The organism is Escherichia sp. KCJ4928, assembly GCF_004352695.1.
In the GTDB taxonomy this organism is placed as follows: domain Bacteria; phylum Pseudomonadota; class Gammaproteobacteria; order Enterobacterales; family Enterobacteriaceae; genus ECMA0423.
The window spans coordinates 33340-46543 of record NZ_SJWV01000002.1; the positions used below are offsets into that span (position 1 = coordinate 33340).

13 protein-coding genes are annotated in these 13204 nt (G+C 52.9%); 10 read left to right on the forward strand and 3 right to left on the reverse strand.

What is annotated here, in order from left to right; all coding sequences use genetic code 11:
- The first annotated feature begins 5 nt into the window (after positions 1-5).
- The 3 genes from gcvH (at position 6) to E0D98_RS00720 (ending at position 4332) form a co-directional block, all read left to right on the forward strand.
- The gene (gene gcvH / locus E0D98_RS00710) at positions 6-395 is read left to right on the forward strand and encodes a glycine cleavage system protein GcvH (RefSeq protein WP_001295377.1); all 390 of its coding nucleotides are present in this window, start codon (positions 6-8) and stop codon (positions 393-395) included.
- 118 nt (positions 396-513) lie between these two features.
- Positions 514-3387, forward strand: coding sequence for an aminomethyl-transferring glycine dehydrogenase (gene gcvP, locus E0D98_RS00715; protein WP_000195023.1), 2874 nt, complete (start codon positions 514-516; stop codon positions 3385-3387).
- 201 nt (positions 3388-3588) lie between these two features.
- A complete protein-coding gene (locus E0D98_RS00720) occupies positions 3589-4332 on the forward strand; it encodes an SDR family oxidoreductase (protein ID WP_000951964.1) in 744 nt (247 codons plus the stop codon).
- A gap of 56 nt (positions 4333-4388) precedes the next feature.
- Here E0D98_RS00720 and bglA read toward each other — a convergent pair whose 3' ends face one another.
- Positions 4389-5822, reverse strand: a complete 1434-nt coding sequence (gene bglA, locus E0D98_RS00725; protein ID WP_001307385.1) for a 6-phospho-beta-glucosidase BglA — start codon at positions 5820-5822, stop codon at positions 4389-4391.
- Between the two features lie 44 nt (positions 5823-5866).
- On the opposite strand from bglA, the gene yqfB reads away from it, so the two are divergent.
- Positions 5867-6178: a N(4)-acetylcytidine aminohydrolase gene (gene yqfB, locus E0D98_RS00730; RefSeq protein WP_001182954.1), complete on the forward strand. Its 312-nt coding sequence runs from the start codon at positions 5867-5869 to the stop codon at positions 6176-6178.
- Between the two features lie 163 nt (positions 6179-6341).
- A complete protein-coding gene (locus tag E0D98_RS00735; RefSeq protein WP_000250274.1) occupies positions 6342-7001 on the forward strand; it encodes a hemolysin III family protein in 660 nt (219 codons plus the stop codon).
- Positions 7002-7196: 195 nt separating this feature from the next.
- Here the strand turns inward: E0D98_RS00735 and ygfZ are convergent, their stop codons facing one another.
- Positions 7197-8177: a tRNA-modifying protein YgfZ gene (ygfZ, locus tag E0D98_RS00740; RefSeq protein WP_000886062.1), complete on the reverse strand. Its 981-nt coding sequence runs from the start codon at positions 8175-8177 to the stop codon at positions 7197-7199.
- 242 nt (positions 8178-8419) lie between these two features.
- On the opposite strand from ygfZ, the gene sdhE reads away from it, so the two are divergent.
- On the forward strand, positions 8420-8686 hold the full coding sequence (gene sdhE, locus E0D98_RS00745; protein WP_000354046.1) for an FAD assembly factor SdhE: 267 nt from the start codon (positions 8420-8422) through the stop codon (positions 8684-8686).
- Positions 8667-9074 (forward strand): protein YgfX, encoded by a 408-nt coding sequence (locus E0D98_RS00750; RefSeq protein ID WP_000244772.1) that lies wholly within the window; start codon positions 8667-8669, stop codon positions 9072-9074. Before sdhE ends, E0D98_RS00750 begins: the two co-directional genes overlap by 20 nt.
- Positions 9075-9113: 39 nt before the next feature.
- Here the strand turns inward: E0D98_RS00750 and fldB are convergent, their stop codons facing one another.
- Positions 9114-9635 carry a flavodoxin FldB gene (gene fldB, locus E0D98_RS00755; protein WP_001055874.1) on the reverse strand — a complete coding sequence of 174 codons (522 nt, stop codon included), beginning with the start codon at positions 9633-9635 and terminating at the stop codon, positions 9114-9116.
- A gap of 111 nt (positions 9636-9746) precedes the next feature.
- Here fldB and xerD point away from each other — a divergent pair, with 111 nt between their 5' ends.
- The 3 genes from xerD to recJ are packed head-to-tail and all read left to right on the forward strand — an operon-like array spanning position 9747 to position 13117.
- Complete coding sequence (gene xerD, locus E0D98_RS00760; protein ID WP_047086491.1) at positions 9747-10643, forward strand: site-specific tyrosine recombinase XerD; 897 nt, start codon at positions 9747-9749, stop codon at positions 10641-10643.
- 24 nt (positions 10644-10667) lie between these two features.
- Positions 10668-11378, forward strand: a complete 711-nt coding sequence (dsbC, locus tag E0D98_RS00765) for a bifunctional protein-disulfide isomerase/oxidoreductase DsbC (protein ID WP_000715214.1) — start codon at positions 10668-10670, stop codon at positions 11376-11378.
- Between the two features lie 5 nt (positions 11379-11383).
- Entirely contained in the window at positions 11384-13117 is a 1734-nt protein-coding gene (gene recJ, locus E0D98_RS00770) for a single-stranded-DNA-specific exonuclease RecJ (RefSeq protein WP_000813215.1), read from the forward strand.
- Positions 13118-13204 lie beyond the last annotated feature (87 nt).

The window sequence follows — 13204 nt, forward strand, 5'->3', positions numbered from 1 at the left end:
GATTGATGAGCAACGTACCAGCAGAACTGAAATACAGCAAAGAACACGAATGGCTGCGTAAAGAAGCCGACGGCACTTACACCGTTGGTATAACCGAACATGCCCAGGAGCTGTTAGGCGATATGGTGTTTGTTGACCTGCCGGAAGTGGGCGCAACGGTTAGCGCGGGCGATGACTGCGCGGTTGCCGAATCAGTAAAAGCGGCGTCAGACATTTATGCGCCAGTAAGCGGTGAAATCGTGGCGGTAAACGACGCACTGAGCGATTCCCCGGAACTGGTGAACAGCGAACCGTATGCAGGTGGCTGGATCTTTAAAATCAAAGCCAGCGATGAAAGCGAACTGGAATCACTGCTGGATGCGACCGCATACGAAGCATTGTTAGAAGACGAGTAACGGCTTTATTCCTCTTCTGCGGGAGAGGATCAGGGTGAGGAAAATTTATGCCTCACCCTCACTCTCTTCGTAAGGAGAGAGGTTCACAATTCACTGCACGTTTCAGGAACCATCGCTCATGACACAGACGTTAAGCCAGCTTGAAAACAGCGGCGCTTTTATTGAACGCCATATCGGACCGGACGCCGCGCAACAGCAAGAAATGCTGAATGCCGTTGGTGCACAATCGTTAAACGCGCTGACCGGCCAGATTGTGCCGAAAGATATTCAGCTTGCGACCCCGCCGCAGGTTGGCGCACCGGCGACCGAATACGCCGCACTGGCAGAACTCAAGGCTATTGCCAGTCGCAATAAACGCTTCACGTCTTACATCGGCATGGGTTACACCGCCGTGCAGCTACCGCCGGTTATCCTGCGTAACATGCTGGAAAATCCGGGCTGGTATACCGCGTACACTCCGTATCAACCTGAAGTCTCCCAGGGCCGCCTTGAAGCACTGCTCAACTTCCAGCAGGTAACGCTGGATTTGACTGGACTGGATATGGCCTCTGCTTCTCTTCTGGACGAGGCCACCGCTGCCGCCGAAGCAATGGCGATGGCGAAACGCGTCAGCAAACTGAAAAATGCCAACCGCTTCTTCGTGGCTTCCGATGTGCATCCGCAAACGCTGGATGTGGTCCGTACTCGTGCCGAAACCTTTGGTTTTGAAGTGATTGTCGATGACGCGCAAAAAGTGCTCGACCATCAGGACGTCTTCGGCGTGCTGTTACAGCAGGTTGGCACAACCGGTGAAATCCACGACTACACCGCGCTTATTAGCGAACTGAAATCACGCAAAATTGTGGTCAGTGTCGCCGCCGATATTATGGCGCTGGTGCTGTTAACTGCGCCGGGTAAACAGGGCGCGGATATTGTTTTTGGTTCGGCGCAACGCTTCGGCGTGCCGATGGGCTACGGTGGCCCACACGCGGCCTTCTTTGCGGCGAAAGATGAATACAAACGCTCAATGCCGGGCCGTATTATCGGTGTATCGAAAGATGCAGCTGGCAATACCGCGCTGCGCATGGCGATGCAGACTCGCGAGCAACATATTCGCCGTGAGAAAGCGAACTCCAACATTTGTACTTCCCAGGTGCTGCTGGCAAACATCGCCAGCCTGTATGCCGTTTATCACGGCCCGATTGGCCTGAAACGTATCGCTAACCGCATTCACCGTCTGACCGATATCCTGGCGGCGGGCCTGCAACAAAAAGGTCTGAAACTGCGCCATGCGCACTATTTCGACACCTTGTGTGTGGAAGTGGCCGACAAAGCGGGCGTACTGACGCGTGCCGAAGCGGCTGAAATCAACCTGCGTAGCGATATTCTGAACGCGGTTGGGATCACCCTTGATGAAACAACCACGCGTGAAAACGTAATGCAGCTTTTCAACGTGCTGCTGGGCGATAACCACGGCCTGGACATCGACACGCTGGACAAAGACGTGGCTCACGACAGCCGCTCTATCCAGCCTGCGATGCTGCGCGACGACGAAATCCTCACCCATCCGGTGTTTAATCGCTACCACAGCGAAACCGAAATGATGCGCTATATGCACTCGCTGGAGCGTAAAGATCTGGCGCTGAATCAGGCGATGATCCCGCTGGGTTCCTGCACCATGAAACTGAACGCCGCCGCCGAGATGATCCCAATCACCTGGCCGGAATTTGCCGAACTGCACCCGTTTTGTCCGCCGGAACAGGCTGAAGGTTATCAGCAGATGATTGCGCAGCTGGCTGACTGGCTGGTGAAACTGACCGGTTACGACGCCGTTTGTATGCAGCCGAACTCCGGCGCACAGGGCGAATACGCGGGCCTGCTGGCGATTCGTCATTATCATGAAAGCCGCAACGAAGGGCATCGCGATATCTGCCTGATCCCGGCTTCTGCGCACGGAACTAACCCCGCTTCTGCACATATGGCAGGAATGCAGGTGGTGGTTGTGGCGTGTGATAAAAACGGCAACATCGATCTGACTGATCTGCGCGCGAAAGCGGAACAGGCGGGCGATAACCTCTCCTGTATCATGGTGACTTATCCTTCTACCCACGGCGTGTATGAAGAAACGATCCGTGAAGTGTGTGAAGTCGTGCATCAGTTCGGCGGTCAGGTTTACCTTGATGGCGCGAACATGAACGCCCAGGTTGGCATCACCTCGCCGGGCTTTATTGGCGCGGACGTTTCGCACCTCAACCTGCATAAAACTTTCTGCATTCCGCACGGCGGTGGTGGTCCGGGTATGGGACCGATCGGTGTGAAAGCGCATCTGGCACCGTTTGTACCGGGTCATAGCGTGGTGCAAATCGAAGGCATGTTAACCCGTCAGGGCGCAGTTTCTGCGGCACCGTTCGGTAGCGCCTCTATCCTGCCAATCAGCTGGATGTACATCCGCATGATGGGCGCAGAAGGGCTGAAAAAAGCAAGCCAGGTGGCAATCCTCAACGCCAACTATATTGCCAGCCGCCTGCAGGATGCCTTCCCGGTGCTGTATACCGGTCGCGACGGTCGCGTGGCGCACGAATGTATTCTCGATATTCGCCCGCTGAAAGAAGAAACCGGCATCAGCGAGCTGGATATTGCCAAGCGCCTGATCGACTACGGTTTCCACGCGCCGACCATGTCGTTCCCGGTGGCGGGTACGCTGATGGTTGAACCGACTGAATCTGAAAGCAAAGTGGAACTGGATCGCTTTATCGACGCGATGCTGGCTATCCGCGCAGAAATCGACCAGGTTAAAGCCGGTGTCTGGCCGCTGGAAGATAACCCGCTGGTGAACGCGCCGCACATTCAGAACGAACTGGTCGCCGAGTGGGCGCATCCGTACAGCCGTGAAGTTGCAGTATTCCCGGCAGGTGTGGCAGACAAATACTGGCCGACGGTGAAACGTCTGGATGATGTTTACGGCGACCGTAACCTGTTCTGCTCCTGCGTACCGATTAGCGAATACCAGTAATTCACTGATTCGACTATCTTCTAAAGGCGCTTCGGCGCCTTTTTAGTCAGATGACAAAGTACAAAAGCGCTCAGACAGTCCCCTCACCCCGGCCCTCTCCCTGAAAGGGCGAGGGGAAAAGCGTGCCAACATTGAAGATTGAGCCAGTTTGTTAGCAATCTCAAAGATACGTCAACGAATTAATTTTTCTCGGAAAAACAAATGGCTATAGCACTTGTGACCGGTGGCAGTCGCGGCATCGGGCGGGCAACTGCATTACTGTTGGCGCAAGAAGGGTATACGGTGGCGGTTAATTATCAGCAAAACCTCCACGCGGCGCAGGAAGTGATGAACTTAATAACGCAAGCCGGTGGCAAAGCATTCGTGCTCCAGGCGGATATCAGCGACGAAAACCAGGTCGTTGCGATGTTTACAGCAATCGATCAGCACGATGAACCGCTAGCAGCGCTGGTCAATAACGCCGGGATCTTGTTTACCCAGTGCACCGTTGAAAACCTTACCGCAGAGCGAATCAACCGAGTACTTTCCACCAACGTGACGGGATATTTTCTCTGCTGCCGCGAGGCGGTAAAACGCATGGCGCTTAAAAATGGTGGCAGTGGCGGCGCTATCGTCAATGTCTCTTCGGTGGCCTCACGGTTGGGTTCGCCAGGGGAATATGTTGATTACGCGGCATCGAAAGGGGCGATTGATACGTTAACCACCGGACTATCGCTGGAAGTCGCCGCGCAGGGGATCCGCGTTAACTGCGTGCGGCCAGGGTTTATTTATACCGAAATGCACGCCAGCGGCGGCGAGCCTGGACGCGTCGATCGCGTTAAGTCGAACATCCCCATGCAGCGTGGTGGACAGGCAGAAGAGGTCGCGCAGGCCATTGTCTGGCTACTAAGTGATAAAGCCTCTTACGTCACGGGAAGTTTTATCGATTTGGCGGGCGGGAAATAAAACAGGGAAGTTGTCTGACCGGATGCAACAAGTATTGCATCCGGTACTTCATCGACTTAAAGCTTCTCGCCGTTGCTGGCAATCACCTCTTGGTACCAGTTAAAGCTCTTCTTACGTGAACGCGACATATCGCCAGCACCGTCGTCATGTTTATTCACATAGATAAAGCCGTAGCGTTTGCTGTACTGCCCGGTGGTGAACGATACGCAGTCGATGCAGCCCCACGGTGTGTAGCCCATCAGATCCACGCCATCGTAAGTCACCGCTTTTTTCATCTCTTCGATATGGGCGCGCAGGTAGTCAATGCGGTAGTCGTCGTTGATGCTGCCATCTTCTTCCACTTTGTCGTAAGCGCCAAAACCGTTTTCGACAATAAACAGCGGCCTCTGATAACGCTCATACAGTTCGCAAAGGGCATAGCGCAGACCTACTGGATCAATCTGCCAGCCCCAGTCAGACGCTTTAACATACGGGTTCGGTACGCTGCCTTCGAAACCAGAGATCGCATCGCCGGTGCCGCCTTCGGCCTTCACTGCGTTGGTCATGTAATAGCTGAAACCAAGATAATCGCAGGTGCCTTCACGCAGTACATCGAGATCGCCGTCTTCCATTTTGATGTTAAATCCGCGACGCTCCCACTCGTTCAACACATAGGACGGGTAATAGCCGCGTAGCTGCACATCGGTAAAGACGTAGCGTTCGCGCATCGACTCCTGAGCGAACATCACATCGTCCGGGTTACAGCAGTAGGGATAGAGCGGCACCATCGCCAGCATACAGCCGACTTTCATCTCCGGGTTAATGCGACGCGCAGCTTTCACCGCCAGGGCGCTGGCGACAAACTGGTGATGCAGCACCTGGTACATCGTCTCTTCCGGGTTGTCATGCTCGGTATAAACCACGCCGGAGCAGCAGTAACCGAACAGCGGTGCACGCCAGTTACGCTGGTTGTTAATTTCGTTGAAGGTCATCCAGTATTTGACTTTATGCTTATAGCGTTCAAACACCACTTCCGCGAAACGGACAAAGAAATCAACCACTTTACGGTTGGTCCAGCTACCGTATTGCTGCACCAGATGCAGCGGCATTTCAAAGTGGGAGAGGGTGATCACCGGTTCGATGTTGTATTTCAGCAGTTCATCGAACATATCATCGTAGAACTTCAGCCCTTCTTCGTTTGGCTGAGCTTCATCACCTTTTGGAAAAATACGCGTCCAGGCGATGGAAGTCCGAAAACATTTGAAGCCCATTTCGGCAAATAGCTTGATGTCTTCCTTGTAGTGACCATAAAAATCAACGGCTTCATGGTTTGGATAGTATTTGCCTGGCAAGACTTCTTTGGTGATTTCGCGCGGCACGCCGTGTGCGCCACCGGTCAGAACGTCACAAATGCTCGGCCCTTTGCCGCCTTTGTTCCAGCCGCCTTCGACCTGATGAGCGGCAACTGCGCCGCCCCATAAGAAATCTTTCGGTAAGGTGAGTTTTTTCACTATCATAGGCTCCAGATGAGTCAATTCTTACAGGAAATAGTACCATGCAGCCAAACGACATCACTTTTTTTCAACGTTTCCAGGATGACATTCTGGCTGGGCGTAAAACCATCACCATCCGCGACGAGTCTGAATCGCACTTCAAAACGGGTGATGTGCTTCGTGTCGGGCGTTTTGAAGATGACGGTTATTTTTGCACGATTGAAGTCACCGCAACCTCAACCGTAACGCTGGATACGCTGACGGAAAAACATGCAGAGCAGGAAAATATGACCCTGACTGAACTGATAAAGGTCATTGCCGACATCTATCCCGGTCAGACACAGTTTTATGTGATTGAATTTAAATGTCTTTAAATTGAACTCACGCCTGTTAGTTGAAATTTCGCATTTAATTTCATGATTTTTAGGAGATTAGTCTCAAATCAGAATTTATTTTAGCTAACAGGTGTTCACTGGAACTATTCTCAGTTACGCTGGAGAGGTATACATGTGCGTGTACGTTTCTCCGGAGTAAGTTATGGTTCAGAAGCCCCTCATTAAGCAGGGATATTCGCTGGCAGAGGAAATTGCCAACAGCGTCAGTCACGGCATTGGGTTGGTGTTTGGTATCGTTGGGCTGGTGTTGCTACTGGTTCAGGCGGTGGATCTCAATGCCAGCGCCACAGCGATAACCAGTTACAGCCTCTATGGCGGCAGTATGATCCTGCTGTTCCTCGCTTCGACGCTCTATCACGCCATTCCTCATCAACGGGCAAAAATGTGGCTGAAGAAATTTGACCATTGCGCTATTTACCTGTTGATTGCCGGAACCTACACGCCGTTTTTGCTGGTGGGGCTGGATTCTCCGTTAGCGCGCGGGTTGATGATTGTTATCTGGAGCCTGGCATTGCTGGGTATTCTGTTTAAACTGACCATCGCGCACCGATTCAAAATTTTATCTCTGGTGACCTATCTGGCGATGGGCTGGCTGTCGCTGGTGGTAATTTATGAAATGGCAGTTAAGCTCGCGGCGGGCAGCGTTACCTTACTGGCGGTAGGCGGCGTGGTTTATTCGCTCGGGGTGATTTTCTACGTCTGCAAACGCATTCCATACAACCATGCCATCTGGCACGGCTTCGTGCTCGGCGGTAGTGTGTGCCACTTTCTGGCGATCTATTTGTATATTGGGCAGGCGTAATGGGTATGCCTTTGTAGGCCTGATAAGACGCGCCAGCGTCGCATCAGGCATCGGAGCGCAACCGCCGGATGCGGCGTGAACGCCTTATCCGATCTACGGGCCTCGTCCCTGTTGTGATAAAGGCATCAAATCCCAGACATGATAAGACGCGTCAGCGTCGCATCAGGCGATAAATGCCTGATGCGATACAGAGATTTACTCTTCGAGCGAATACGGCAGCGGCTCGATATGCAGTGTATTCGCATCGTCGCGTACGCGGAAGATGCTGTCCGGTTCCATATCGTTATTCATGACGACCTGTACCACGACCTGACCATCTTCCAGTTTTACCGCAGCCAGCACCGTACCGGTACGACGCCAGTTCTCGCCCATTTTCAGCTCTAAGTCTTCACCAGCTTCCGGCAGTCGGCTGGCGCTACCTGCCAGCAACCAGAGCGCACGTTTATTGGCACCACGGAATTTTGCTCGCGCCACCATCTCTTGTCCGGTATAACAGCCTTTCTTAAAGCTGATACCGCCCAGCGCCTGGAGATTGGTCGCCTGTGGGATAAACTGCCCGCTGTTGGCGGCATCAATCACCGGGAAACCCGCTTCAATGTTTAATGCCAGCCACTGTTGGCTATTGTTCAGTTCCGCTTCACCGCGCAGTTTATCGGTCAGCATATTAGCAGTAGCTTCATCGGTTACGATCAGGAAACGTTCTGCCGGGTGTTCAAACCATAGCAAAGTGGTCGCGCCTTCTTTGACTACCTGTTTTTCTTTCGAAGGCAGTTCGCTAAAGAGATTTGCCAGCGCGGCGCGCGCCTGAAAACCGGCAACACCAAGCAGCACACGCTCGTCGTCTGGCGCGATGGTCACTTTAGAGAATACCGCATATTTTTTCAGTTCAGTCAGCTGCGGTTCACGCACGCTGCGCCGTTCAATCCATGCAAAGCCATCGCCGTCGCGGAACAGACGTAAATTGCTCCACATTTTACCTTTGGCGTCGCAATGGGCGGCGAGCAGGTGCTGATCTTCTGCCATCTGGCTGACATCTGCTGTCACCTGACCCTGCATATATTTTTCGCTGTCCGCGCCAGTAATGGTGGCAAGCGCCCAGTCATCAAGCGTCATCAGCGTCAGCGGTAAACGGGCAGAAGCCGTAGGCTGACGGGGAGGAAAAGGTGTAAAAGCCATAATAGAGTCCTGAGTTGCTTAACGGCGTATTAATGACTAATGGTAAAAGAGCTATGAGGCAATGCAAGTGCTTTCACTACGCGATCTGTGCCTTCTGCGAGGCGACTTCCAAAAAAATGAAGCCATTGAATTGTTGTGAATTAATTTCGCGATCGCGATGGTGTTTACTGATATTCCCGTAAAAGAAGGCGAAAAACACGTTACAATAGCCGGGTACTGGATTTTCGTGAGACAGGAAGAAGATGGACATTAACAACAAAGCCCGCATTCATTGGGCATGCCGCCGTGGTATGCGCGAACTCGATATTTCAATCATGCCGTTTTTCGAACATGAGTACGACAGCTTAAGCGATGACGAAAAACGCATCTTTATTCGTCTGCTGGAATGTGACGATCCGGACCTGTTTAACTGGCTGATGAATCACGGTAAACCGGCCGATGCAGAACTGGAAATGATGGTCCGACTCATCCAGACACGGAACCGGGAACGTGGTCCTGTGGCAATCTGATTTGCGCGTCTCCTGGCGCGCACAGTGGCTTTCCTTGCTGATTCATGGGCTGGTTGCCGCTGTTATTTTACTCATGCCCTGGCCACTCAGTTACACCCCGTTATGGATGGTGTTACTTTCGCTGGTGGTGTTTGATTGCGTTCGCAGCCAGCGGCGTATTAATGCTCGCCAGGGGGAAATTCGCTTGTTGATGGACGGGCGTTTGCGTTGGCAAGGGCAGGAGTGGTGCATCGTCAAAGCACCGTGGATGATTAAGAGCGGCATGATGCTGCGTTTACGTTCTGATGGCGGTAAACGGCAACATTTATGGCTGGCAGCCGACAGCATGGACGAAGCCGAATGGCGGGATTTACGGCGGATTTTGTTGCAACAAGAGACGCAAAGATAAAGATGACGGCAAAGCATATGCGCTAAGCCGTCAGTGAGATCAGGCGTAATGCTCTGCCATTTCGTTGAGGATTTGCTCGCACCAGCTCTGAATACGCTCGTCGCTAAGGTCATACTGGTTAGTTTCATCCAGCGCCAGACCCACGAACAGTTGCCCGTCAGCAATCACCGGTTTCGGGCTGGTAAATTCATATCCTTCCGTTGGCCAGTAGCCGACGAACTTCACGCCTTTGGTCGAGAGTTTGTCATGCAGCATACCGAGCGCATCGAGGAACCACTCGCCGTATCCCAGTTGATCGCCAAGCCCATACAGCGCAACAATTTTACCTTCAAGGTTCAGGTCGTCGAGCTGATCCCAGACGGCTTCCCAGTCTTCCTGGATTTCACCAAAATCCCAGGTCGGGATACCCAGAATGAGCACATCGTACTGCTCCATTAATTTCGGGGAGTCGTCCTTGAGGTTATGTAAGGTCACCAGTTCTGGGCCGATAATATCGCGGATTTTTTCTGCCGCCATTTCGGTGTAACAGGTGCTGGAACCGTAAAAAAGACCCATATTCATAACGTAAGCTTCTCGATTCTGCTGTGGCTTTTGCGGCTAGTGTATCAGAATCGCTTTAGTCACGGCACAATAAGGCATAATGGATCAAATGAGTGACCATAAGGGGCGCAAGTGAAACAGGATCTGGCACGCATCGAGCAGTTTCTTGATGCTCTGTGGCTGGAAAAAAATCTGGCTGAAAATACGTTGAACGCTTACCGTCGCGATCTGTCAATGATGGTGGAGTGGTTGCATCACCGCGGGTTGACGCTGGCGACGGCGCAAAGTGACGATTTGCAGGCATTACTGGCAGAACGGCTGGAGGGCGGGTATAAAGCCACCAGCTCAGCGCGTTTGCTGAGTGCAGTGCGCCGATTGTTCCAGTATCTTTATCGCGAAAAGTTTCGTGAAGACGATCCCAGTGCGCATCCCGCTTCACCGAAATTGCCCCAGCGTTTGCCAAAAGATTTAAGCGAAGCGCAGGTCGAACGTTTATTACAGGCACCATTAATTGATCAGCCACTGGAGCTACGCGATAAAGCCATGCTTGAAGTGTTGTATGCTACCGGGCTGCGTGTCTCTGAACTGGTCGGACTGACAATGAGTGATATCAGCCTGCGTCAGGGCGTAGTGCGGGTCATTGGTAAAGGCAACAAAGAGCGCCTGGTACCGTTAGGTGAAGAGGCGGTTTACTGGCTGGAAACCTATCTGGAACATGGGCGTCCGTGGCTGCTGAATGGTGTGTCAATTGACGTGTTGTTTCCCAGCCAGCGTGCGCAGCAGATGACGCGACAGACCTTCTGGCACCGCATTAAACATTATGCTGTGCTGGCGGGTATCGACAGCGAAAAGCTGTCACCGCATGTATTGCGTCACGCTTTTGCCACCCATTTATTAAATCATGGTGCGGATTTACGCGTGGTGCAGATGCTACTGGGCCACAGCGACCTCTCCACCACGCAAATTTATACGCATGTCGCTACCGAGCGTCTGCGGCAACTTCATCAACAGCATCACCCGCGGGCGTGATGTCTGAAAAGAACGGGAAGATTTATGAAGAAAGGTTTTATGTTGTTTACTTTGTTAGCGGCGTTTTCAGGTTTTGCTCAGGCTGATGACGCGGCAATTCAACAAACGTTAGCCAAAATGGGCATCAAAAGCAGCGATATTCAGCCCGCGCCCGTAGCTGGCATGAAGACAGTTCTGACTAACAGCGGCGTGTTGTACATCACCGATGATGGTAAACATATCATTCAGGGGCCAATGTATGACGTTAGCGGCACGGCTCCGGTCAATGTCACCAATAAGATGCTGTTAAAGCAGTTGAATGCGCTTGAAAAAGAGATGATCGTTTATAAAGCGCCGCAGGAAAAACACGTCATCACCGTGTTTACTGATATTACCTGTGGTTACTGCCACAAACTGCATGAGCAAATGGCAGACTATAACGCGCTGGGGATCACCGTGCGTTATCTTGCTTTCCCGCGCCAGGGGCTGGACAGCGATGCAGAGAAAGAAATGAAAGCTATCTGGTGTGCGAAAGATAAAAACAAAGCGTTTGATGATGTGATGGCAGGTAAAAGCGTCGCACCAGCCAGCTGCGACGTGGATATTGCCGACCATTACGCACTTGGCGTCCAGCTTGGCGTTAGCGGTACTCCGGCAGTTGTGCTGAGCAATGGCACACTTGTTCCGGGTTACCAGCCGCCGAAAGAGATGAAAGAATTCCTCGACGAACACCAAAAAATGACCAGCGGTAAATAATTCGCGTGAAACAACAGATACAACTTCGTCGCCGTGAAGTCGATGAAACGGCAGACTTGCCCGCTGAATTGCCTCCCTTGCTGCGCCGTTTATACGCCAGCCGGGGCGTGCGCAGTGCGCAAGAACTGGAACGCAGTGTTAAAGGTATGTTGCCCTGGCAGCAACTGAGCGGCGTCGAAAAGGCCGTTGAGATCCTTTACAACGCTTTTCGCGAAGGAACGCGGATTATTGTGGTCGGCGATTTTGACGCCGACGGCGCGACCAGCACGGCTCTAAGCGTGCTGGCGATGCGCTCGCTTGGTTGCAGCAATATCGACTACCTGGTACCAAACCGTTTCGAAGACGGTTACGGCTTAAGCCCGGAAGTGGTCGATCAGGCCCATGCCCGTGGCGCGCAGTTAATTGTCACGGTGGATAACGGTATTTCCTCCCATGCGGGGGTTGAACACGCTCGCTCGTTGGGCATTCCGGTTATTGTTACCGATCACCATTTGCCAGGCGAAACATTACCCGCGGCGGAAGCGATCATTAACCCTAACTTGCGCGACTGTAATTTCCCGTCGAAATCACTGGCAGGCGTGGGTGTGGCGTTTTATCTGATGCTGGCGCTGCGCACCTTTTTGCGCGATCAGGGCTGGTTTGATGAGCGTGGCATCGCAATTCCTAACCTGGCAGAACTGCTGGATCTGGTAGCGCTGGGGACAGTAGCGGACGTCGTGCCGCTGGACGCTAATAATCGCATTCTGACCTGGCAGGGGATGAGTCGCATCCGTGCCGGAAAGTGCCGTCCGGGGATTAAAGCGCTGCTGGAAGTGGCAAATCGCGATGCGCAAAAACTCGCCGCCAGCGATTTAGGTTTTGCGCTGGGGCCACGTCTCAATGCTGCCGGGCGACTGGACGATATGTCCGTCGGTGTGGCGCTGTTGCTGTGCGACAACATCGGCGAAGCGCGCGTGCTGGCAAATGAACTCGATGCGCTAAACCAGACGCGAAAAGAGATCGAACAAGGAATGCAAGTTGAAGCCCTGACCCTGTGCGAGAAACTGGAGCGAAGTCGCGACACGCTACCCGGCGGGCTGGCAATGTACCACCCCGAATGGCATCAGGGCGTTGTCGGTATTCTGGCTTCGCGCATCAAAGAGCGTTTTCACCGTCCGGTTATCGCCTTTGCGCCAGCAGGTGATGGTACGCTGAAAGGTTCAGGTCGCTCCATTCAGGGGCTGCATATGCGTGATGCACTGGAGCGATTAGACACACTCTACCCTGGCATGATGCTGAAGTTTGGCGGTCATGCGATGGCGGCGGGTTTGTCGCTGGAAGAGGATAAATTCGAACTCTTTCAACAACGGTTTGGCGAACTGGTTACAGAGTGGCTGGACCCTTCGCTATTGCAAGGCGAAGTGGTGTCAGACGGTCCGTTAAGCCCGGCCGAAATGACCATGGAAGTGGCGCAGTTGCTGCGCGATGCTGGCCCGTGGGGGCAGATGTTCCCGGAGCCGCTGTTTGACGGTCATTTCCGTCTGCTGCAACAGCGGCTGGTGGGCGAACGTCATTTGAAGGTGATGGTCGAACCGGTCGGCGGCGGTCCACTGCTGGATGGTATTGCTTTTAATGTCGATACCGCCCTCTGGCCGGATAACGGCGTGCGTGAAGTGCAACTGGCTTATAAGCTCGATATCAACGAGTTTCGCGGCAACCGCAGCCTGCAAATTATCATCGACAATATCTGGCCAATTTAGCGTCATCTTCTCTATAAAAAAGAGCGTGGATTGGGTACAATCCCGCTCTTATCACCGCATTTTGACTAGCTCAATAAAAGAAATCAG